Origin of the sequence: Halanaerobium praevalens DSM 2228, assembly GCF_000165465.1 — a bacterium.
Taxonomy (GTDB): Bacteria; Bacillota; Halanaerobiia; order Halanaerobiales; family Halanaerobiaceae; genus Halanaerobium; species Halanaerobium praevalens.
The window spans coordinates 1-23,708 of sequence record NC_017455.1; the positions used below are offsets into that span (position 1 = coordinate 1).

The 23,708-nt window shown below is 34.3% G+C and carries 14 protein-coding genes, 3 tRNA genes and 3 rRNA genes; all 20 read left to right on the top strand.

Going from position 1 to position 23,708, the window contains the following annotated elements:
• The first annotated feature begins 308 nt into the window (after nt 1–308).
• A complete protein-coding gene (gene dnaA / locus HPRAE_RS00005) occupies nt 309–1,709 on the top strand; it encodes a chromosomal replication initiator protein DnaA (RefSeq protein WP_014552197.1) in 1,401 nt (466 codons plus the stop codon).
• Nucleotides 1,710–2,001: 292 nt separating this feature from the next.
• Nucleotides 2,002–3,114, top strand: a complete 1,113-nt coding sequence (dnaN, locus tag HPRAE_RS00010; RefSeq protein ID WP_014552198.1) for a DNA polymerase III subunit beta — start codon at nt 2,002–2,004, stop codon at nt 3,112–3,114.
• Nucleotides 3,115–3,207: 93 nt separating this feature from the next.
• Entirely contained in the window at nt 3,208–3,426 is a 219-nt protein-coding gene (locus HPRAE_RS00015) for an RNA-binding S4 domain-containing protein (RefSeq protein WP_014552199.1), read from the top strand.
• 3 nt (nt 3,427–3,429) lie between these two features.
• Complete coding sequence (recF, locus tag HPRAE_RS00020) at nt 3,430–4,554, top strand: DNA replication/repair protein RecF (protein ID WP_014552200.1); 1,125 nt, start codon at nt 3,430–3,432, stop codon at nt 4,552–4,554.
• A 4-nt stretch (nt 4,555–4,558) separates the two neighbouring features.
• Nucleotides 4,559–4,819: an extracellular matrix regulator RemB gene (gene remB / locus HPRAE_RS00025; RefSeq protein WP_014552201.1), complete on the top strand. Its 261-nt coding sequence runs from the start codon at nt 4,559–4,561 to the stop codon at nt 4,817–4,819.
• Complete coding sequence (gene gyrB, locus HPRAE_RS00030; protein WP_014552202.1) at nt 4,819–6,741, top strand: DNA topoisomerase (ATP-hydrolyzing) subunit B; 1,923 nt, start codon at nt 4,819–4,821, stop codon at nt 6,739–6,741. Before remB ends, gyrB begins: the two co-directional genes overlap by 1 nt.
• Nucleotides 6,742–6,773: 32 nt before the next feature.
• Nucleotides 6,774–9,368 (top strand): DNA gyrase subunit A, encoded by a 2,595-nt coding sequence (gyrA, locus tag HPRAE_RS00035; protein WP_014552203.1) that lies wholly within the window; start codon nt 6,774–6,776, stop codon nt 9,366–9,368.
• Between the two features lie 994 nt (nt 9,369–10,362).
• Nucleotides 10,363–11,913 (top strand): 16S ribosomal RNA (locus HPRAE_RS00040).
• A 162-nt stretch (nt 11,914–12,075) separates the two neighbouring features.
• A tRNA-Ile gene (locus HPRAE_RS00045) sits at nt 12,076–12,152 on the top strand.
• 37 nt (nt 12,153–12,189) lie between these two features.
• Nucleotides 12,190–12,265, top strand: a tRNA-Ala gene (locus tag HPRAE_RS00050).
• Between the two features lie 174 nt (nt 12,266–12,439).
• Nucleotides 12,440–15,416 (top strand): 23S ribosomal RNA (locus HPRAE_RS00055).
• 58 nt (nt 15,417–15,474) lie between these two features.
• Nucleotides 15,475–15,591 (top strand): 5S ribosomal RNA (gene rrf, locus HPRAE_RS00060).
• Together the 16S, 23S and 5S rRNA genes with 3 tRNA genes alongside form the textbook arrangement of a ribosomal RNA operon.
• A gap of 101 nt (nt 15,592–15,692) precedes the next feature.
• Nucleotides 15,693–15,768: transfer RNA gene (locus HPRAE_RS00065), tRNA-Asn, on the top strand.
• A 369-nt stretch (nt 15,769–16,137) separates the two neighbouring features.
• Nucleotides 16,138–16,497 carry a Lin0368 family putative glycerol transporter subunit gene (locus tag HPRAE_RS00070; RefSeq protein ID WP_014552204.1) on the top strand — a complete coding sequence of 120 codons (360 nt, stop codon included), beginning with the start codon at nt 16,138–16,140 and terminating at the stop codon, nt 16,495–16,497.
• 20 nt (nt 16,498–16,517) lie between these two features.
• Nucleotides 16,518–16,859 carry a Lin0368 family putative glycerol transporter subunit gene (locus HPRAE_RS00075; RefSeq protein ID WP_014552205.1) on the top strand — a complete coding sequence of 114 codons (342 nt, stop codon included), beginning with the start codon at nt 16,518–16,520 and terminating at the stop codon, nt 16,857–16,859.
• Between the two features lie 74 nt (nt 16,860–16,933).
• Nucleotides 16,934–18,430 carry a glycerol kinase GlpK gene (glpK, locus tag HPRAE_RS00080; protein ID WP_014552206.1) on the top strand — a complete coding sequence of 499 codons (1,497 nt, stop codon included), beginning with the start codon at nt 16,934–16,936 and terminating at the stop codon, nt 18,428–18,430.
• A gap of 138 nt (nt 18,431–18,568) precedes the next feature.
• Complete coding sequence (locus HPRAE_RS00085) at nt 18,569–20,044, top strand: NAD(P)/FAD-dependent oxidoreductase (protein ID WP_014552207.1); 1,476 nt, start codon at nt 18,569–18,571, stop codon at nt 20,042–20,044.
• On the top strand, nt 20,041–21,321 hold the full coding sequence (locus HPRAE_RS00090) for an NAD(P)/FAD-dependent oxidoreductase (protein WP_014552208.1): 1,281 nt from the start codon (nt 20,041–20,043) through the stop codon (nt 21,319–21,321). Before HPRAE_RS00085 ends, HPRAE_RS00090 begins: the two co-directional genes overlap by 4 nt.
• Nucleotides 21,322–21,693 (top strand): DUF1667 domain-containing protein, encoded by a 372-nt coding sequence (locus tag HPRAE_RS00095; RefSeq protein WP_014552209.1) that lies wholly within the window; start codon nt 21,322–21,324, stop codon nt 21,691–21,693. It begins immediately after the preceding gene.
• A gap of 110 nt (nt 21,694–21,803) precedes the next feature.
• A complete protein-coding gene (gene phnD, locus HPRAE_RS00100; protein ID WP_014552210.1) occupies nt 21,804–23,648 on the top strand; it encodes a phosphate/phosphite/phosphonate ABC transporter substrate-binding protein in 1,845 nt (614 codons plus the stop codon).
• Nucleotides 23,649–23,708: the final 60 nt, after the last annotated feature.

Sequence of the window (23,708 nt, forward strand, 5' to 3'; positions counted from 1 at the left end):
TAATCAACAATTAAGCCAAATACTCGATTTTGACTCTAGTTATCCACAATTTCTCAGCAACTTATCCACAAACTGTTAGTAACTTGTCTTGTTTGGGGATAACTTTTCTTTTTTTATTAACAATTTTTTTAACTGTTTTGCTTTAAAAAAAGAGTTTTTACTATCAGAACTGCGTTTTTAATTTTTAATTTGCTGTGGATAAGTCTTTGATTTATTCACAATCTTGTGGATAAAACCTTAGTTATCCCCATTTTTTGGGGATAACTCTAACTTAAGCACAATTTTTTTAGAATTACAGGAGGTATTTTATGTCTTTCTCACAAAAAGAATTAGATCACATTTGGAAGAAAACTTTAGAAAATATTAAAGAAAAAATTACAAATCCCAGTTTTAATACCTGGTTTTCTGAAACAAAAGCAGTTATGACTACTGCAGAAAATCAACTTGTCTTACAGGTCCCAAATAATTTTATTCAAGAATGGATAGAAAGTCAGTACACAGATTTAATTGAAGAAATACTGACTGATTTAACTGGCAATCAGTGGTCTTTGATTTTATTAACCCCTGCCGAGGTTAAAGATTTTAAGGCAAATAAGAAAAATAAACAAAATCCAAAAACAAAAAAAGATATTAAAGAAGATAAAAAAGAAAAAAGGGATACTGAATCAGAATTAAAACAAAATGGATTTAATCCAAAATATACTTTTGATACTTTTGTTGTCGGTAATAGCAATCGTTTTGCTCATGCAGCCTCACTTGCTGTTGCCGAAGCTCCAGCAAAGGCATATAATCCTCTCTTTATTTATGGTGATGTGGGTCTTGGTAAAACACACTTAATGCAGGCTATTGCACATTTTATATTAAAAAACAATCCTGACTATAAAGTTGTTTATGTTTCTTCTGAAACTTTTACTAATGAATTAATTAATTCAATTAAAGATGACTCTACTGTTGACTTTAGAGATAAATATCGTAATATTGATATTCTCTTAGTTGATGATATTCAATTTTTAGCTGGTAAAGAAAGGACTCAAGAAGAATTTTTCCATACTTTTAATACCTTACATGAGTCAAATAGGCAACTTATTATCTCAAGTGATCGACCTCCTAAAGAAATTCCTACTTTAGAAGAAAGACTCCGTTCACGCTTTGAATGGGGTTTAATTACTGATATTCAAAAGCCTGATTTAGAAACAAGAATTGCTATTTTAAGAAAAAAAGCAGATATCGAAAATTTAACTATTCCAAATGAAGTAGTTATTTATATTGCTAATAAAATTCAATCTAATATTAGAGAATTAGAAGGAGCTTTAGTTAAAGTTATTGCCTATTCTTCTTTAGTTGACCGTGAAATCGATGTTGATTTGGCCAGAGAAGCTCTCAAAGATCTAGTTAATAATAAAAAAGAAGCAAATATAGAAGTAGATATTGAAAGAATTAAAAAAATCATAACTGCTGACTATAATTTAAGAATGGAAGATATGCATTCTAAAAAAAGAACTCAAAATATAGCTTTTCCACGTCAAATTGCTATGTATTTAAGCAGAGAACTAACTGACTTTTCTCTACCTCATATTGGAAATGAATTTGGAGGAAGAGATCATACAACTGTAATTCACGCTCATAATAAAATTAAGGAAAAAATAGAAAATGAAGCTGATTTTAGTAACAAAATTGAGCGTTTAACTGATCAAATAAAACATGGTTAACTCAACTAATTTAAATTTTTTTTAAGTATTTAATTAATCAACAATTTTTGTGGAAACTTATGCAGGTCACTGTTAATAAAATGTTAATAGATTTTTATTGTTAATATGTGGATAACTCTTAGCCTATCCATTAACAACTTATCTACAGGCTAATTTAGGCTCTCACTACTCTTAAAGGACTTTTCCACATATTCACAGCCCCTACTACTACTACTACTAGTTTTATTAATATATTAACCATAATTAACTTGAAGCAAAATTGTTAATAACTTTTAATTTGGAGGGATACACTTTGAAATTTTCAATTAATCAAAAAGAATTATACAAAGCTTTAAATATTGTGCGGAGAGCTGTAGCTAAAAATCAGACTTTACCTATTTTAACTGGTATATTTTTAAGTTTAGATAATAATATTCTAACTTTAAAATCAACTGATTTAGAATTAGGCATTAAATATGATCTAAAAGTAGAAGGTCAAGTAAATGGTTCAATTGTACTGCCTGCTACTCAGTTTTTAAATATTATTAGAGAACTACCAAATCAAAAAATAGAAATAGATCTAAATAAAGATAAATGGCAATTAGAAATTAAATGTCTTAATTCTTTATTTAAAATTAATGGATTTGATCCAGATGAATTTCCTAATTTACCAAAGGTAGAAGATAGTGCTAATTTTAGTTTACCAGCTAAGAAGTTTAAGGAAATGATAAAAAAAGTTAGAATTTCTACTTCAAAAGATGAAACTCAACCAGCTTTAACAGGTGCTTTTTTTGAAGTTGAAACAGAAAAGGTAAAAATGGTTTCTACTAATACATATCGCCTTTCTTATATTGAAGCACCACTTAAAACTTCTGTAGCAGAAAAAATTGCTGTAATTTTACCAGGTAGTACTTTACAGGAATTAAATAATCTTTTAGAAGCAGATGAAAGTGTAGAAATTGAGGTTGATAATAATTATGCTCGCTTTACTTTTGCTGGGATAGAGGTAATTTCTCGTTTAATTGAAGGTAAATTCCCTAATTATGAGTTAGTAATTCCTGATGAATCAAATAGTAAATTTTCAGCAGATTTATCTCAATTACATGGAGCTGTAAAAAGAGCTTCTTTAATTGCTAAACTTGATGCTAATATAATTACTCTTTTAGCAGAAGATGGCTTAATGGAAATTAATTCTGCTGAAGGTAGTTCAGGTTATGCTCATGAAGAACTAAAAATTGAGATAGAGGGACCAAAGCAAAAAATTAATATAGATGCTGGTTATTTTATTGATGTTTTAAAAGTATTAGATGCTGAAGAAATTAATATAGAAATGATAGGACCTTTAAATCCTTTAGTAGTCAAATCTCAATCTGAAGCAGGAGATAAATTTATTTATCTAATTATGCCAGTACGTTCTCAAGCTTAACCAGTATTTTCTGATTCTAAAAAGTGTACTGTTTTCAATAAATGTTAATAACTTTTAACAATAATTTTTATAATTTACAAGGAGGAACTAAAAATGGAATCAATAAAAATAAAGAGCAATACAATTAAATTAGATCAATTTTTAAAATGGGGTAATATTGTAATGAGTGGTGGAGAAGCTAAACATTTAATTCAGGCAGGAGAAGTAAAGGTTAATGGAGAAGTAGAGTTAAAGAGGGGAAGAAAGTTAGAAGTTGGAGATATTGTTACTCTAACTGATGTAGCTAAAAAATATAAAGTAAGTCAGGGATAATAAATGTATTTAGAAAGAGTTCTCTGCCGTAATTTTCGTAATTTTAAGGAGTTAATGCTTGATTTAAATCCTAATTTAAATATTTTTTTGGGAGCAAATGGACAGGGTAAAACTAATTTTTTAGAATCAATTTATTTAATGGCCACTGCTAACTCCCATCGCAGCAGTATTAGTTCGGAAATGATTAACTGGCAGCAAAATAAATCTCTAGTTCAGTTGCTTTTAAGACGCAGAGAAGGTAAAATAAAGTTAGCTATGCGTTTAGAAAAAAATAATAAACAAGTTGAGATTAACGATAATCCTTTGGATAAAGTAAAAGAACTGTTTGGTTATTTAAATGCAGTTTTATTTTCTCCTGAGGATTTGAAATTGATTAAAGAAGGACCTTCTCATCGTAGAGAGTTTATTGATCTCGAAATATCACAGGTTAGTCCTTATTATAATCATCTTTTGAGTAAATATGATCATCTTTTAAGTCAAAGAAATAAGCTCTTAAAGTCAATTAGAGAAGGAAAATCTAAAAATAGAGAAATGCTTCCTGTTTGGGATGAACAACTTGCTACTATTGGAACAAAAATTATTCTAAAAAGAATAGAAGTTATAAATAAATTGAAAATATTAGCCCGACTTTCTCAACGGAAAATAACTGAGGGAAGAGAAAATTTGGAGCTTGAATATGATACTTCTTTAAATCATTTTTCTCCTAAAATGGGAGAAGCAGAATTAAGGAATCTTTTTATAGATAGCCTGATTTCAAAACGGGATCAGGAAATTTCGCGTGGTTATACTGTTATTGGTCCTCATAGAGATGATATAATATTAAGGGTCAATGAAATGAATTTAAGGAAATATGGTTCACAAGGACAGCAGAGAACTGCTGCTTTAGCTTTAAAATTAGCAGAGCTGGAGTTTATGAAATCAGAGACCGGAGAATATCCAGTTTTGCTCTTAGATGATGTTTTTTCTGAGTTAGATGGTTTAAGAAGAAAAGCATTAATTAATATTATAGCTGATAAAATTCAGACTATAATTACAGCAACAGATGGAGAAAATTTATCCGGACTTAAAAATAACTCCTATAATGTTTATCAAGTTAAAAAAGGGAGAATAAAAAAGAGGGTGAATTAGACATATGTTTTTACATCTTGGTGATGGTTATATGATTCCATCAAAAGAAGTAGTCTTAATTGGTGATTTAGAGAGTACTACTTCATCTGAGATAACCGAAGAATTTTTAGAGATTTCAGATGAAGAAGGATTTATTGTTGATTATTCCGGGGGGAATCCCCGTTCTTTTGTGTTAACAGGAGAGACGATTTATCTTTCAATGATCTCATCTAAGACACTTGGATCTAGAGTTGATAAGTTTACAGAAGAAAATGGGGGATATTGATGGATATTAAGGACAGAGGTAATTATGAAGCAGAACATATACAGGTTTTAGAAGGTCTGGAAGCAGTTCGAAAAAGACCTGGAATGTACATTGGTTCTACAAGTTTAGAAGGCCTACATCATTTAGTTTATGAGGTAGTTGATAATAGTATTGATGAGGCAATGGCTGGTTATTGTTCTGAGGTAATAGTTGAAATAAAACCTGGTAATATAATTAAAGTTCAGGATGATGGAAGAGGAATTCCAGTTGAAATCCACCCTAAAGTAGATAAGCCTGCAGTTGAAGTTGTAATGACAACTTTACATGCTGGAGGTAAATTTGGTGGTGAAGGCTATAAAGTTTCAGGTGGCTTACATGGAGTTGGTATTTCTGTAGTAAATGCCTTAACTGAGTGGATGGAAGTAGAAATTGCCTGGAAAGATGGTAAAGTATATAAGCAAAAATATGAAAGAGGAATTCCTCAGCATGAATTACAATTAATAGGTAATTGTGATGGAAATTGTACAGGGACTACCATTGAATTTAAACCTGATCCTCTAATTTTTGAGGAAATAGATTTTGATTTTAAACTATTAGCTAAACGTTTAAAAGAATTAGCTTTTTTAAATAAAGGTATAAATATAAAAATAGTAGATAATAGAAAAGAAGAAGTTCAGCAAGAAGATTTTCATTTTGATGGCGGTTTAATTTCTTTTGTTGAATATTTATCTCAAAGTAAAAAACCTTTACTTTCTGAACCAATTTATATTGAAGATGAAGCAGAAGAAGGTTCGATTGAGGTTGCTATTATGTATCATCAGGGTTATAATACCTCACTTTATACTTTTGCTAATAATATTAATACTAAAGAAGGTGGAACCCATTTAAGTGGTTTTAAATCTGCTACTACCCGTACTTTTAATGATTATGCTCGCAATAAAAACTTACTTAAAGATGGAGATGATAATCTAAAAGGTCAGGATATTAGAGAAGGTATGATTGCTATTATTAGTGTTAAGTTATCTGAACCTCAGTTTGAAGGTCAGACTAAAACTAAGCTTGGTAATAGTGAGATGCGCGGTTTTGTTGATTCTGCTGTTTCTTCATTTTTAAAAACATATTTAGAAGAAAATCCTAAAGTAGGAAAAGCAATTATTGAGAAGGCTATTAGTGCTGCTCATGCTCGGAAAGCAGCTCGTAAAGCAAGAGATTTAACTAGAAGAAAGAGTGCTTTAACTTCTACTGCCTTACCTGGTAAACTTGCAGATTGTTCAAAAAGAAAAGCTGATGATACAGAAGTATATATTGTTGAGGGTGATTCTGCTGGTGGTTCAGCTAAACAAGGAAGAAATAGAGAATTTCAGGCTATTTTGCCACTTAAGGGTAAAATTTTAAATGTAGAGAAATCACGCTTAAATAAAATTTTAAATAATGATGAGATTAGAGCTCTAATAACTGCGATTGGAACAGGAGTAGGAGAAGAATTTGATTTAACTAATATTCGTTATGATCGCATTATAATTATGACTGATGCTGATGTCGATGGTGCTCATATTAGAACTTTACTTTTAACTTTCTTTTATCGATATATGCGTCCATTACTCGAAAATGGAAATATTTATATTGCACAACCACCTTTATATAAGGTCAAAAAGGGTAGAAGAGAAGAATATGTTTATAATGATAAGGCGCTAAAGGAGTTAATTGAAGAAATAGGTAAGGATCGAGTTTCTATGCAGAGATACAAAGGTTTAGGAGAAATGAATCCAAGCCAACTCTGGGATACTACTATGGATCCTGAAAATAGAATCTTACTCCAAGTAGATATTGAAGATGCTATTAGGGCAGATGAAACATTTTCTATTTTAATGGGAGATAAGGTTGCTCCTAGACGCGAATTCATTCAAAAACATGCTCGGGAAGTAAAAAATCTGGATGTATAAATTTACTAAAAGTTAAAGGTTGGTGAAATATTTTGGATCAAAAAGCAGCAAGAGTTAAAAAAATTGATATAGATCAAGAAATGAGAACATCTTATCTCGATTATTCAATGAGTGTAATTGTAGGTAGAGCTCTCCCTGATGTTAGAGATGGTCTAAAGCCTGTTCATAGAAGAATTTTATATGCTTTAGATGATTTGGGAATGACTCATAAAAAACCGCATAAAAAATCTGCAAGAATAGTTGGAGAAGTATTAGGTAAGTATCACCCACACGGAGATACTGCAGTTTATGATACTATGGTTAGAATGGCTCAGGATTTTTCTTATCGCTATATGTTAGTAGATGGCCACGGAAACTTTGGTTCTATTGATGGTGATAGTGCAGCAGCTATGCGTTATACTGAAGCAAGAATGTCACCTATTGCCTCAGAAATGATGACAGATATAAAAAAAGAGACTGTTGATTTTGTACCTAATTTTGATGAGTCTTTAGAAGAACCGGAAGTCTTACCTGCTCGCTTCCCTAATTTATTAGTTAATGGTAGTTCGGGGATTGCAGTTGGAATGTCAACTAGTATTCCTCCCCATAATTTGGGAGAAGTAATTGATGGAGTTATTAAATTAATTAATAAGCCTGAGATTAATACTAAAGAATTAATGGGCACAATTAAAGGTCCTGATTTTCCTACTGGTGGCCAGATTATGGGCCGAGGTAGTATTTATAAGGCTTATAAAAATGGTAGAGGTAAATTAACTGTTAGAGCTAAAACTAGAGTGGAAGATTTATCTACAAGTAGAAAACAAATTATTGTAGATGAGCTTCCTTATCAAGTAAATAAAGCTCGTTTAATTAAAAAAATAGCAGATTTAGTTAAAAACGAAAAATTAGAAGCTATTTCAGATATTAGAGATGAATCAGATAGAGATGGAATGAGAATAGTAATTGAGTTAAAAAGAGAAGCAACTCCGAAAGTTGTTTTAAATCAGTTATATAAACATTCACGTTTACAAGTTACTTTTAGTGTAATTATGATTGCTTTAGTAGATAAAGAACCTAAAGTTTTATCTCTAAAGCAAATTTTGGAACATTATTTAGAACACCAAAAGGAAGTTGTTAGACGTAGAACCCAATATGATTTAGATAAAGCTTTAGATAGAGCCCATATTTTAGAGGGTTATAAAATTGCTCTAGCAAATATTGATGAGATAGTAGAGATGATTAAAAATGCTGATCAGGTTGATACAGCAAGAATTAATTTGATGGAGAATTATAAACTATCAGAAACTCAAGCAAATGCAATTTTAAGAATGCGTTTACAAAGTTTAACTGGTTTAGAAAGAGATAAAATTGAATCTGAATATACTGATCTACAAGAGCAAATAACATATTATAGATCTATTTTAGCCAGTGAAGAAAAATTATTAGAAATTATTAAAGAAGAAATTTTAGCAATTAAAGCTAAATATAATGATGAGCGTAGAACTTCAATTATGAATAGAGCTACCGATTTAGAGTTAGAAGATTTAATAGAAGAAGAGCAGATTGTAGTTACTATGACTAATCAAGGTTATATTAAGCGCATGCCTTTAGATTTATATCGGAGTCAGCGCCGTGGAGGTAAGGGTGTAATTGGGATTAGTACAAAAGAAGAAGATTTTGTGGAAAATATTTTCACAACTACTACCCATTATAAATTCTTATTCTTCACTAACCAGGGAAGAGTTTATCGTCTTAAAGGATATCAAATTCCAGAAACTGGTAGACAGGCAAGAGGAACAGCTATTATTAATCTCTTAGAGTTAGAAGAGGGAGAGAAAATTAATGCTGTAATTCCAATTAAGGAATTTCCTGCTGATGCTTATCTAATTATGGCAACTAAGAATGGTTTAATTAAAAAGACTGCCTTAGAAGAGTATAATACTAATTATACTGGCCTAATTGCTATTAATTTAAGAGAGAATGATGAACTGATTGGAGTTCGAGTTATTGAAGCAAAAGAAAATATCTTTTTGGTTACTCGTAATGCTAAGGCTATTCACTTTAGTGAAGCTGATGTACGTTCTGTAGGACGTAATTCTTACGGAGTAAAAGGTATTAATTTAGAAACAGAAGATGAAGTAATTGATCTCGGAATTGATTCAGCTGGTGATGAACTATTAGTAATCACTGAAAATGGTTATGGTAAAAGAACTCTTATTTCTGAATATAGAGTTCAAAATAGAGGTGGTAAAGGAATCTTAACTGCTAATCTAACTGAAAAGAATGGTCAACTAGCTGCTGCCAGAATAGTAGATGATAGTCTTGAAATGATGGCGATTACTCAAGCTGGGATTATTATTAGAGTAGCTGCCTCAGAAATATCTACTACAGGTAGAAATACTATGGGAGTGAAAATAATTAATGTAGGTGAAGAAGATCAGGTAGTTTCTTTAGCTAGAATTAATGATGATATTTTAGAAGATCAAGAAGATAACAAAGAAGAAAAAGAAGAATTAAGTCCAGAAGCTAAAGCAGAAGCTCGTTTTAATAAAATTGTTGCTAAAATAGATAAAGAAGATAGAGAAAAAGAATTAAGTGAGCAAATAGAAAATAAAATAGATTTTAATTCTGAAATAGATAAAAATTAAAATTTAAAAATAAAAACACATTAAGATCCCTGTAATTAAACAGTTAAGAGTTAAAGCTGTTTAAAAGCAGGGATTTTTTGATTTGAAAAACTAAGTTAAAAAAAGAACTTAATTTTTTGTAATATAGTTAACATAATAATAATTATTATCAGTTATAATATAATTAACAAGTAATAAAGAGCTAGAACTTAATAAAATTATAAGAGGTGATTATTATGAGAAAAAGAAACATTGAAAAGTTCATTAATGATTTTAGTAAAGTAGATTCTTTTGGATTTTGGGAAAGGTTTAAATCTAAAAAATAAATATAGAGTTTAGTAATTAATAAAATTATAACTATAAAAAATTAGAAAAAAACCATAAATTTAGTTTAAAGATCCTTTATAGTAGCTTATCTGAGATAGATAAGTTGCTTAAAGGATTTTTTTTATAATTCTGCTTGACAAAAAGATAGTTAGCTGATATACTAATATCTGTTGTTGAGAAATAATAATTTTCAGCAAAGGAATATTTTTCAAATTATCTTAAAAAGTTCTTGACAAACTAAAAAGAACTTGATATGATAATAGATGTCGCACAAATAATCTCTAGTTTTTAAAGTTTAGTTTTAGAGATTTGAAGAACTTCATTTTTTAAAGCTTAAAAATTTCTCTTCTTTATATATAAGGGAAATAACGCAAGTTAAAAGTTTTAAAAAATAAAGAAAATCTTTTTCAAAAGTTTTTCTAAAAAGTTCTTGACAAAGTGAGTGAGAGTTGATAAGATATTAATTGTCGCTGATAAAAAACGCGGCAAATTATAAAAACAAATTACTTCTACATACTGCTTTTAATAAGTAAGTGTAAATTTAAAATTTGTTTTAATAAAAGAGTTTATATGAACCTTGAAAATTAAACAGCAAGCCAACGTTAATATACTTTGAGTGTTAAAACTTAAAAGTAATTATTATAGTTTAAAGCTTATATTAAATAATATGAGCCAAATTCAAATTCTTTTTATGGAGAGTTTGATCCTGGCTCAGGACGAACGCTGGCGGCGTGCTTAACACATGCAAGTCGAACGGTCTACCTCGACTGATACCTTCGGGTTGAAGACGAGATCTAGATAGTGGCGGACGGGTGAGTAACACGTGAATAATCTGTCCTCAAGTCTGGGATAACCTGGCGAAAGTCGGGCTAATCCGAGGTAAGCTGAGAGTGTGGCATCACACAATCAGAAAAGGTGGCTCTGCCATCGTTTGAGGAGGAGTTCGCGGTAGATTAGCTAGCTGGTGAGGTAATGGCTCACCAGGGCAACAATCTATAGCTGGTCTGAGAGGACGATCAGTCACACTGGAACTGAGACACGGTCCAGACTCCTACGGGAGGCAGCAGTGGGGAATCTTCCACAATGGGCGAAAGCCTGATGGAGCAACGCCGCGTGAATGAAGAAGGCCTTAGGGTCGTAAAGTTCTGTCCTTAGGGAAGAACCGTGGGTATAGTAAATGCTACCCACCTGACGGTACCTTTGGAGGAAGCACTGGCTAACTACGTGCCAGCAGCCGCGGTAATACGTAGAGTGCAAGCGTTGTCCGGAATTATTGGGCGTAAAGGGTACGCAGGCGGATAATCAAGTCAAGCGTGAAAGGTGTCGGCTTAACCGACAGACTGCGTTTGAAACTGGTTATCTTGAGTGTAACAGAGGAGAGTGGAATTCCTAGTGTAGTGGTGAAATACGTAGATATTAGGAAGAACACCAGTGGCGAAGGCGACTCTCTGGGTTAACACTGACGCTGAGGTACGAAAGCTGGGGGAGCGAACGGGATTAGATACCCCGGTAGTCCCAGCCGTAAACGATGGATACTAGGTGTTGGAGGTTCGAATCCTTCAGTGCCGGAGTTAACGCATTAAGTATCCCGCCTGGGGATTACGATCGCAAGATTGAAACTCAAAGGAATTGACGGGGGCCCGCACAAGCGGTGGAGCATGTGGTTTAATTCGAAGCAACGCGAAGAACCTTACCGAGAATTGACATCCCGTGACCATCTATGAGAGTAGAATTTAGCACTTTGTGCTACACGGAGACAGGTGGTGCATGGCTGTCGTCAGCTCGTGTCGTGAGATGTTGGGTTAAGTCCCGCAACGAGCGCAACCCCTATTCTTAGTTGCCAGCGAGTAATGTCGGGGACTCTAAGAAGACTGCCGGTGAAAGTCGGAGGAAGGTGGGGATGACGTCAAGTCCTCATGCCCTTTATATCTCGGGCTACACACGTGCTACAATGGTTGATACAGAGGGGAGCTAAGCTGCGAAGTGGAGCAAATCCTTGAAAATCAATCCCAGTTCGGATTGCAGGCTGCAACTCGCCTGTATGAAGTTGGAATCGCTAGTAATCGCAGGTCAGCATACTGCGGTGAATACGTTCCCGGGCCTTGTACACACCGCCCGTCACACCAATCGAGTTGGGTGCACCAGAAGTCATCTGCGGATGCCAAAGGTGTGCCCGGCAAGAGGGGTGAAGTCGTAACAAGGTAGCCGTACCGGAAGGTGCGGCTGGATCACCTCCTTTCTAAGGAGAGAACGTGAGCTTGCTGTTTAATTTTGAAGGTTTAATTAGACTTTCTTTAACTAAAAGATTGTTTGAAATCCAACCTTAATTTTAACTAAATATTGAATAGAATAAATAAAATCCTTTAAAGATTGAGGATTATATTTATTTAAAAAAGAGAATGGGCCTATAGCTCAGTTGGTCAGAGCGCACGCCTGATAAGCGTGAGGTCAGTAGTTCAAATCTACTTAGGCCCACCATTTAATTTTGTTTTTAGTTTTAATTAAGACTAAAGATGGGGGTATAGCTCAGCTGGGAGAGCGCCTGCCTTGCAAGCAGGAGGTCAGCGGTTCGAATCCGCTTACCTCCACCATTTATTAGATTCTTTTTTGCTGTTTAATTTAATAAGATTAGATCTTAGAAAATAGAAGTTAAACTTTAATTAGCTTAACTACTGATTTGTAAGATCTAGTTAAACTGAACTTGAATTGAAGTTTAGTTGCTAGTTAAAAACTGTACATTGAAAAATGCATATAGGAAATAGATTGATTAAGCTAGAAAGAGCTTATGGTGGATGCCTTGGCATTCAGAGTTGATGAAGGACGCGACCGGCTGCGAAAAGCCGTGGGGAGCTGCTAAATAAGCGTAGATCCGCGGATATCCGAATGGGGAAACCCACCAGTGTGGAGCACTGGTATTATATAGTGAAATAAGTAGCTATATAAGAACAAGCAGGAGAACTGAAACATCTTAGTACCCTGAGGAAAAGAAATCAAAACGAGATTCCCTTAGTAGCGGCGAGCGAAAGGGGAAGAGTCCAAACACTAAAGTGTAAGTCTGTAGACGTTGCTTTAAGTGGGTGTAGGATAGACTGTCTAAAAACTACAGTTTTAGCTAACTTAAATTTTTTACCGAGTCGAATAAGCTGGGAAGCTAAACCAAAGAAGGTAATAGTCCTGTAGACGTAAGGTAAAAGAAGTTAGAGAATTATCCAGAGTATCACGAGACACGAGAAACCTTGTGAGAATATGGGAGGACCACCTTCCAAGACTAAATACTCCTGAATGACCGATAGTGAACAAGTACCGTGAGGGAAAGGTGAAAAGAACCCCGGAAGGGGAGTGAAATAGAAACTGAAACCATAAGCTTACAACAAGTAGGAGGGCTATTTAAAAGCCTGACTGCGTACTTTTTGTATCACGGACCGGCGAGTTACCAATCGTAGCGAAAGGTTAAGTCATAGAGATGAAGCCAGAGCGAAAGCGAGTCTGATAAGGGCGGAAGTTATGATTGGTAGACCCGAAACCGAGTGATCTATCCATGACCAGGGTGAAGCGAGTGTAAGAGCTTGTGGAGGCCCGAACCCACTTATGTTGAAAAATGAGGGGATGAGTTGTGGATAGGGGTGAAAGGCCAATCGAACTCGGAGATAGCTGGTTCTCCTCGAAATAGCTTTAGGGCTAGCCTCGATGTAAAAGTTAAATGGTTGTAGAGCACTGATTGGACAAGGGGCCCAACAAGGTTACCAAATCCATTCAAACTCCGAATGCCGTTTAATGTTCATCGGGAGTCAGACTATGTGGGATAAGCTTCATAGTCAAAAGGGAAACAGCCCAGACCACCAGATAAGGTCCCAAAGTATATGCTAAGTGGAAAAGGAAGTGAGATCGCACAGACAACCAGGATGTTGGCTTAGAAGCAGCCACTCATTTAAAGAGTGCGTAATAGCTCACTGGTTAAGCGGTTTTGCGCCGAAAATGTAACGGGGCTAAAGCATATCACCGAAGCTGTGGATTTATGGTTATATTTATATAATTGTAAGTGGTAGAGGAGCATTGTGTACGGAACGAAGCTGTACCGTAAGGAGCAGTGGACTGTACAGAAGAGAGAATGCCGGTATGAGTAACGAAAAAAGGAGTGAGAATCTCCTTCGCCGAAAAGTCTAAGGATTCCTGGGGAAGGCTCGTCCTCCCAGGGTTAGTCGGGACCTAAGCCGAGGCCGAAAGGCGTAGGTGATGGAAAATCTGTAAAGATTCAGATACCACTATAAATTGTTTGAGTGAAGTGGGGACGCGGCAAAGAGAGTGGAGCGTGTGACTGGAAGAACACGTATAAGCTATAGAGTCAGGGTAAGGAGGCAAATCCCTTTACCCGCTAATGACTTTTAGTGATGTGGAGCCAATAGAGGTGAAGCCACTTAATGAGTCGCCAAGAAAAACCACTAATGAGATTTATAGTGCCCGTACCGCAAACCGACACAGGTAGACGGGAAGAGAATTCTAAGGCGCGCGAGAGAACCCTTGTTAAGGAACTCGGCAAAATGACCCCGTAACTTCGGGAGAAGGGGTACCCATTAGCATTAGCTAGTGGGTCGCAGTGAAAAGATCCAAGCGACTGTTTATCAAAAACACAGGTCTCTGCTAAGTCGTAAGACGAAGTATAGGGGCTGACGCCTGCCCGGTGCTGGAAGGTCAAGGAGAAGGCTTAGTGCTTGCCACGAAGGTCTGAACCTAAGCCCCAGTAAACGGCGGCCGTAACTATAACGGTCCTAAGGTAGCGAAATTCCTTGTCGGGTAAGTTCCGACCTGCACGAATGGCGTAACGACTTGGATGCTGTCTCAACAAGGGACTCGGTGAATTAAATTGCCTGTGAAGATGCAGGCTACCTGCGACAGGACGGAAAGACCCCGTGGAGCTTTACTGCAGCCTGATATTGGGTTTTGATGTAGAATGTACAGGATAGGTGGGAGACTTTGAAACTGGCATGCCAATGTCAGTGGAGTCGCTGGTGGGATACCACCCTTTCTACAGCGGAATTCTAACTGGAGGCCATAAAACTGGTCACAGGACATTGTCAGGCGGGCAGTTTGACTGGGGCGGTCGCCTCCCAAACAGTAACGGAGGCGCTCAAAGGTTCCCTCAGTGCGGATGGAAATCGCACGAAGAGTGTAAAGGCATAAGGGAGCTTAACTGCAAGACAGACAAGTCGAGCAGGTACGAAAGTAGGACTTAGTGATCCGGCGGTATAGTGTGGAATTGCCGTCGCTCAACGGATAAAAGTTACCCCGGGGATAACAGGCTTATCTCCCCCAAGAGTTCACATCGACGGGGAGGTTTGGCACCTCGATGTCGGCTCATCGCATCCTGGAGCTGAAGCAGGTTCCAAGGGTTTGGCTGTTCGCCAATTAAAGCGGTACGCGAGCTGGGTTCAGAACGTCGTGAGACAGTTCGGTCCCTATCCGTCGCAGGCGGAAGATACTTGAGAAGAGCTGTCCCCAGTACGAGAGGACCGGGATGGACACACCGATGGTGAATCAGTTGTTCCACCAGGAGCATAGCTGAGTAGCTAAGTGTGGAAAAGATAAGCGCTGAAAGCATCTAAGCGTGAAACAGACTTCAAGATTAGGTATCTCACTTCGTTAAGAAGTTAAGATCCCTTAAAGATGATAAGGTAGATAGGCCAGATGTGTAAGTGTAGTAATACATTGAGCTAACTGGTACTAATAGATCGAGGGCTTAATCATTATTTCCTATATGTGTTTTTGATTGTATAGTCTAATATACAATACAATTTTATAGCTTTCCGGTGGTAATAGCGGAGGGGCAACACTTGTTCCCATCTCGAACACAAAAGTTAAGTCCTCCTGCGCCTATGGTACTGCATTGGTAACGATGTGGGAGAGTAGGTCGCTGCCGGTCCTTTTTTTAATTAAAAATAACAAAAAATTATAAATAATACTGGAAATAACATTTTATTTGTGCTATAATACATTATAGTATAGTAAAAAATAATATTATACTCCCCGATAGCTCAGTTGGTAGAGCAGATGACTGTTAATCATCTTGTCGCAAGTTCGAGTCTTGCTCGGGGAGCCATTTTTATGTCTTGAATATTCAGAATAATTAAATTTAAAAAGTCATTTTCTTTTATTTGCTATTATTAACTAAATGTGAATTAAATAACTATTAATTCACTATTTTTTATATTAAAAATTATTTGACAATTGCGATATTGGGTGGTATAATTTGTTTAAATTGAAAATAAAATATTTTTTAGGTGGAGAAAATGAGAAAACCTTATTAATAATACCTTGATATCTTTATGTCCAAAAAATCAAATTATTAATAAGGTTTTTTTTAATTGTATTAAAAATTTAGAAAAGGGGGTAGATAAAAATATTAAGTTTCAAAAAGGGATTTTAATTATATTTATTCTCAAAAAAATGAGAGAGGTGAAAAGAATTTATGAAAAGACAATTAGGAACAATGGTAGGTGGAGCAATAGCTGGTGTTTTTGTTTTTAATATCTGGGGTATTTTAGCTGGTACTCAAGCACTTGGAGATGCTGGAGGCTGGTTAGGTGGACTTTTAATAGTTGGTTTTATCTGGACTGTTAATCATTATGTAGGAGTTATTTATAATCCTGAAGGTTCGGTTGCAATTGATATGGCTACAGCCATTGCTGTTGCTGGTACAATGCAGGGAGTATTTGGTGGCTTACCACTTAGTGGAGCTTTACCAACTTTATTGTGGGTTGCTGTTGGAGCAGTCTTAGGTGGTACATTTGCTGCAATTGTTCAAAATGCAATAGCTGAAGACGAATAAAAGAGAGGGGGAGTTAACAAATGGGTATTCAAGAAATAGCTACTACGGTTTTTGGTGGAATGCTTTTCCCATTCTTAATTTTAATGGTTTGGGGTAAAGGTGTTGAAGAAAGAGGTATTTTTGGTGGATTAGTAATGGGTGGCTTTATTGTTGGAACAAGTTGGCTTGCTAATCACGGTGGTGCGGCTTTAATTGTACAGGGTCAAGGTGCTCCTTGGATTGATATGGCTTGGGCTGCTTCTATTGGGATTATGACACATGGAATAATAACTGGTGGAGATTTCAAAAAATCTGTACCTACATTGATATTTGCAATAATTGGTGGAATTATTGGTGGATATATTTTATTTGCAGCAGCTTAAAAAATGAAATACTTAAATTTAATTATATTTTAAAGTTTTAATTTTTTCAACATATTATAACAGGAGGGTATATAATGGAAAACTATATTTTAGCGATTGATCAAGGAACTACTAGCTCAAGGGCAATAATTTTTAATCATGATGGAGCTATTGTTAGTGTAGCTCAAAAAGAATTTACTCAGCATTTTCCAAAGCCTGGTTGGGTAGAACATGATCCTGATGAAATTTGGGGTACTACACTTGCTGTTATTGCTGATGCTATGGGTACTAAAGATATTAAACCTAGTCAAATTTCTGCAATTGGTATTACAAACCAGCGTGAAACTACAGTAGTTTGGGATGCTGAAACTGGTAAACCAATCCATAATGCTATTGTCTGGCAGGATAGAAGAACTGCAGCAATTTGTGATGATTTAAAAGACCAGGGATTAGAAGAAGAAATCAAAGATAAGACTGGTTTAGTAGTAGATGCGTATTTCTCTGGAACTAAAATTAAATGGTTATTAGATAATGTTGAAGGAGCTCGCGAAAGAGCTGAAGCTGGGGAATTAAGATTTGGTACAATTGATAGTTGGTTAATTTGGAAATTAACTGGTGGTAATACACATGTAACTGATTATACTAATGCTTCTAGAACTCTTATTTATAATATAAAAGATTTACATTGGGATGATGAATTATTAGAAACTTTAGATATTCCAAAATCAATGTTACCAGAAGTTAAACAATCTAGTGAAGTTTATGGTAAAACTGTTGATTATCATTTCTTTGGAGCTGAAGTTCCAATTGCAGGTATAGCTGGTGACCAGCAGGCTGCAACCTTTGGTCAAGTTTGTTATGAAGAAGGAATGGCTAAAAATACTTATGGTACAGGTTGCTTTATGTTAATGAATACTGGAGAAGAGCCTGTAAAATCTGAAAATGGATTATTAACAACTATTGCTTATGGTATTGATGGTAAAGTTAATTATGCTCTTGAAGGATCAATCTTTATAGCAGGTGCTGCTATTCAGTGGTTAAGAGATGAATTAAACTTAATTGATAATGCACCTGATTCAGAGTATTTTGCTAAAAAAGTAGATACAACTGATGGTGTTTATGTAGTTCCAGCTTTCTCTGGTTTAGGAGCTCCATACTGGGATATGTATGCTAGAGGAACTATTGTTGGTTTAACAAGAGGTACTTCTAAAGAACATTTAATTCGCGCTACTTTAGAATCACTTGCTTACCAAACAAGAGATGTACTAGAAGCTATGGAAGCTGATTCTGGTATAGATTTAAAAACTCTAAGAGTAGATGGTGGAGCAGCAATGAATGACTTCTTAATGCAATTCCAGGCAGATATTTTAGGTACAGAAGTAGAAAGACCTGAAATTAATGAAACAACTGCTTTAGGTGCTGCTTATCTTGCTGGTTTAGCTGTTGGTTATTGGGATAATCTTGATGAATTAGTAGCTAAGTGGAAAAAAGATTCTCTCTTCGTACCAAATATGGCTAATGAAAAACGTGAAAAACTTTATGCAGACTGGAAACGTGCTGTAGAAAGAGCTAAAGGATGGTCTGAAGAATAAAAAGATAATGACAGTTAAATAAGGAACTATAATTGGTCAGACAAAAGTATAAACCCAATGCAAAAAACTGAATTTAAATGTTTTTTGCTTGGGTTTTATTTGATTAAAAACTTTTAAAGAATATGGGAGGTAATTTAATTGTCTAAAAATAATTATGATGTAATTATTGTTGGAGGAGGTATTTCTGGTTGTGCAGTTGCCTGGAAACTTGCTCGTTATAATTTAGATGTACTATTATTAGAAAAAGAACCTGATGTTGCGACTGGTACAACAAAGGCTAATACAGCAATTATTCATGCTGGTTATAATGCTGATCCCGAAAAGCAAAAGGGAAGATTAAATAATAAAGGTAATGTGCAAATTAAAGAGATAGTAAAAGATTTAAATGTACCCTTTGAAGAAATCGGCTCTTTAGTGGTTGGAATGGAGGGTGATGATTTAAGTGTTTTAGATGATCTATTAGAAAAAGGTAAGAAAAATGGGGTAGAAGGTTTAAAAATAGTTGATAAAGAATGGCTGCAAAAAGAAGAACCAAATTTAAGTGATAAAGCAGTAAAGGCTTTATGGGCACCTACTGCTGGGATAATAACCCCTTGGGAATTTGCTTTAGCTATGGCCGAAAATGCTGTAGCAAATGGAGTGGAAGTAAAATTAGAAACTGAAGTTTTAGATGTTTATACAGAAGCAGATCAGGTAAGAGGAGTTAAAACTAATCAAGGAGATTTTAAAGCTGATTATGTTATTAACGCTGCTGGTCTTTATGCTGATGAAATAGCTAAAATGGTTGGAGTAGAAAAAATTGATATTCATCCTAGAAAAGGTGAATACTTTATTTATGACCATGCAAAGGATTTTGAAATAAACCATGTTTTATTCCCAATTCCAACAAAAATTTCTAAAGGAATTGTTTGCACTAAAACTGTTGAAGATAATCTTTTGATTGGGCCAACTTCTGATTTTGTTGATAGTAAAGAAGATCTTGCTACAACTAGAGAAGGTTTAGATCATGTTTTTAATGGTGCTAAAAAAATGTTTCCAGATTTAACTTTAAAAGATAGTATTAGAGTTTTTGCGGGTTTAAGAGCTGCTGATACAACTGAAGATTTTGTAATTGAAGCTGCAGAAAATGTTGCTGGTTTTGTTAATGTTGCTGGAATTCAATCTCCTGGTTTATCTTCAGCTCCAGCTATTGCAGATCTGGTAGCTGAAATATTAGAAGATCAAGGCTTAAAGCTAGAAGCTAAAGCTGAAGTAATAGAAACCAGAGAAGATCCTGCTAGATTTTATGAAATTTCAAATGAAGAAAGAGCAGCCTATGCTGAAAAAGATAAAGATTATGGTAAAATCATTTGCCGCTGTGAAACTGTATCTTATAAAGAAATTGTAGATGCGATTAATGGTCCAATTCCAGCTAGAACTATAAATGCTGTTAAAAGAAGAACTAGAGCTGGAGCTGGAAGATGTCAGGGAGGATTCTGTGGACCTAGAGTTACAGAAATAATTGCTGAAGAACTTGGAATTGAGACAACTGAGGTTAGACTAGAAAAAGATAATTCAAATATTGTTGAACATAAAATCAAAGGATTACTCGGGAGTCAGGGTGATGTAGAATGATTAAAATTAAAAAAGATGTAGTAGTTATTGGTGGAGGTCCTGCTGGTTTAGCTGCAGCTGCTCAGGTTTATGATAATGGAATTAAAGATGTCATGATTTTAGAGCGTGATTTTGAATTAGGGGGAATTTTACCACAGTGTATTCATAATGGTTTTGGACTTCATCATTTTGGGGAAGAATTAACTGGCCCAGAATATTCTCAAAGATTTGAAAATGATGTAGAAGCAAGAGATATAGAGGTAAAGCTTGATACAATGGTACTTGATGTTACAGCAGATAAAAAAGTTTTTGCAATGAATAAAGATCAAGGTGCAATGGAGATTCAGGCAAAAGCTGTAATTTTAGCAATGGGATGTCGGGAAAGAACAGCTGGTGCTTTAGGAATTCCGGGGACTAGACCAGCTGGAGTTTTAACTGCAGGAACTGCTCAAAGATTTACTAATATTGAAGGATTTGTACCTGGTAAAAAAGTAGTTATTTTAGGTTCTGGAGATATTGGTTTAATTATGGCCAGAAGGATGAGATTAGAAGGGGCAGATGTAAAAGCAGTATGTGAAATTTTACCATATACAGGTGGTTTAACTAGAAATGTAGTTCAGTGTTTAGAAGATTACGATATTCCTTTAAAGTTAAAGCATACAGTAACTAGAATTATTGGTAATGATAGACTAGAAGCTGTAGAAATAACAGAAGTTGATGATCAGATGAATCCGATTCCTGAAACTTCGGAAATCGTAGAAGCTGACACCTTATTACTTTCAGTTGGTTTGATACCAGAAAATGAATTATCTAAAAAAGCCAATGTTAGTTTAGATGATCGAACAGGTGGTCCGATAGTAAATGAAGGTCGGGAAACAAATATTGATGGTATTTTTGCTTGTGGTAATGTATTACATGTGCATGATTTAGTTGACTGGGTGACTGAAGAATCACAAATTGCTGGTGACTGGGCAGCAAAATATATTAAAGAAGAATATCAAAGAGCAGATCAAAAAATAGCAGTTAAGGCAGGGAAAAATGTTGCTTATGTAATTCCTCAAAGTATTGAATTAGAGTCTGAAAGTAGAAAAAGAATACCTTTATATATGAGAGTTAGTACTCCTTTGACAGCTGTTGACATTGAGTTATATGCTGATGGAAAAGAACTTTATTCATTTACAGAGCCTTTTGCTAAACCTGGTGAAATGATTAGTGTTCCTCTAGCTCAAAAAACACTTGATGATTTAGAAGGCGTTAGTGAAATAAGGGTTGATATTATAGAAAAGGAGGCTGAATAAATGCTTGAAAAACAAACTATTACCTGTGTTGCTTGTCCAAAAGGATGTGAAGTAACAGTTGAGCATGATGGTGAAGAAATAATAAATATAATGGGTAATGCCTGTCCTCAAGGAGCTGACTATGCAAAAGAAGAAATAGTTGCTCCAACTAGAATTTTACCAACAACAGTTAAAGTCAAAGGTGGAGCTTTACCACTTTGTCCAGTCAAAACTACAAAGCAAATTCCTTTAGAAAATATGGATCAGGCGATGGCAATTATTGGCTCCAAAGAAATAGAAGCACCTTTGAAGATGGGAGATGTGATTATCGAAAATATTTTAGATACAGGGGCAGATGTAGTTGCTACTAGAGATTTACCTAAAAAAATATAAAAAAGTCTCAATAATTTATAAAGTGCTAAATCAGATTAATTTAAACAGTAAAGTAATTTTAGTCTGATTTAGCATTATGATTATTATCTTGAAATAGAGGGAGTCAGATTATGGAAATATTAAAAACTTTTAATTTAATTAGTTTTATTTTTGGAATTATTATCTCATCTTTATTATTTTTAAGTATTAATTATTTTAAAGCAGAAAAAAACAAAGCTGAAGAAAAAGATCTTAAGCATCAAAATGATTTTCAAAAAAGTGAAAATAAAAAAGAACATGCCAATAAATTATTAAATTTGTCCCAAGAAATTTCTTTTAAATCTCAAGATTTAATTTGGTTAATTAATGAAAACAATAAAAAAGCAGCTGAATTAGTTAAGAGGTTTGAAAATATATCTGGTTCAGTTGAGAATAATGCAGCTGCAGCTGAAGAAATTTCAGCTACAATTGAAGAACTTTCTTCTTCTTCTAATATTATTAAAGAAGAAATGACTAAATTAGAAGCAATAGCTCAAAACTTAGTTTTAGATTCAGAAAAAAATAAAAATTGGATTCAAGAATCAAACAATACTTTGCTTGAAATAGCAAAAAATGTTAAAAAATCTGGAGATTCTATTGGTAGTGTAGAAAAAGCAGTTGAAAAGGCAAATCAACTCTTAGCAGGGATTATTCAAATAACTGATCAAATAAATTTATTAGCTTTAAATGCTTCAATTGAAGCTGCTAGAGCAGGTGATGCTGGTCGAGGTTTTAATATAGTTGCAGGAGAAATAAAAAGTCTTTCTGAAGAAACTGAAACTTTAACTGCAGAAATTAGAAGAGCAATTAATGATATAAATTTAGAAATTAAAAATACTGATCAAATAATTGAAAATGGACTTGAAAATATTGAAGGAGTAGAAGAATTAGCTGGTAAGTCAATTGAATCTTTTAGTTTAATGAATGAAAAACTACATAAAGTTATGGATTCAGTCTCAAAATTATCTGAGAGTACTGATAATCAAGCTTCAGCAACTGAACAAACAACTGAAGCTGTTGAATCAATGACCCAAGAATTTATCAATATTTCTGAAAATATTGCAGAAGTAGATAAAAATATAAAAGATCAAAAAGATAATTCTAAGACAATACTAGATTATTCTGAAAATTTAAATACAGTTTCTTATAAACTGCATAAAATTTCAGTAGCAAATAAGACTAGTGAAATGTTGATTTTTGGAGTTAATCCTTTTACTAAACCTGAAAGAATTGAAGAATTATATGTACCAATTATTACTAAATTAGCTAAAAAAATTGGCAAAAAGGCTAAAACAATTATAGTTGCTGATTATGAAGAATTAGGTAAGTATATAAAAAATGATTTAATTGATATAGGTTGGTTTTCGCCAATGGCTTATGTAACAGCTAAGAGAAAAACTAATATAATTCCTTTAGTAACTCCTTTAATTGAAGGTAAAGCTAGTTATCAAGGTTATATTTTTAGCCGCAGAGATAGTAAATATAATAGTTTAAAAGATTTAAAAAATAGCAACTTTGCTTTTGTAGACCCATTATCAACTTCTGGTTATGTTTATCCAAAGCAGATGTTAAAAGAAGTAGGGATTAGGGTACCAAATGATCTGCAAAAACAAGAATTTATGGGGAATCATGATAATGTGATTAAAGCAGTTTTAAATTCTGAAGTTGATGCTGGAGCAACTTATAATGAAGCTTGGGAAAGGGCTGCCCAAACTTTTAATTTAAACAAATTAGAGATTTTAGCAAAAACTGATCCGATTCCAAAAGATGTCATTGCAGCGAGATCAGGACTGGAGCAAGAAATTTTAACTGCAGCTAAAACTATTTTCTTAGAAGCAGATAAGGAAATAAAATCTACTTTAAATAAAACAAATATTACTGGTTTTACAGCAAGTGATGATCAGAAATTTGATATTATTAGAAAATATAGCAGCTAAAATTAAAAAAATTAGCTTTTATATATTTGATAAATAAAAATTAGAGTGATAAAATTATGT

Coding starts and splice junctions, on each gene's coding strand:
- dnaA (WP_014552197.1), top strand. CDS start 309: ATGTCTTTCTCACAAAAAGAATTAGATCACATTTGGAAGAAAACTTTA.
- HPRAE_RS00075 (WP_014552205.1), top strand. CDS start 16,518: ATGGGTATTCAAGAAATAGCTACTACGGTTTTTGGTGGAATGCTTTTC.
- HPRAE_RS00095 (WP_014552209.1), top strand. CDS start 21,322: ATGCTTGAAAAACAAACTATTACCTGTGTTGCTTGTCCAAAAGGATGT.
- HPRAE_RS00090 (WP_014552208.1), top strand. CDS start 20,041: ATGATTAAAATTAAAAAAGATGTAGTAGTTATTGGTGGAGGTCCTGCT.
- recF (WP_014552200.1), top strand. CDS start 3,430: ATGTATTTAGAAAGAGTTCTCTGCCGTAATTTTCGTAATTTTAAGGAG.
- HPRAE_RS00015 (WP_014552199.1), top strand. CDS start 3,208: ATGGAATCAATAAAAATAAAGAGCAATACAATTAAATTAGATCAATTT.
- remB (WP_014552201.1), top strand. CDS start 4,559: ATGTTTTTACATCTTGGTGATGGTTATATGATTCCATCAAAAGAAGTA.
- phnD (WP_014552210.1), top strand. CDS start 21,804: ATGGAAATATTAAAAACTTTTAATTTAATTAGTTTTATTTTTGGAATT.
- gyrB (WP_014552202.1), top strand. CDS start 4,819: ATGGATATTAAGGACAGAGGTAATTATGAAGCAGAACATATACAGGTT.
- glpK (WP_014552206.1), top strand. CDS start 16,934: ATGGAAAACTATATTTTAGCGATTGATCAAGGAACTACTAGCTCAAGG.
- HPRAE_RS00070 (WP_014552204.1), top strand. CDS start 16,138: ATGAAAAGACAATTAGGAACAATGGTAGGTGGAGCAATAGCTGGTGTT.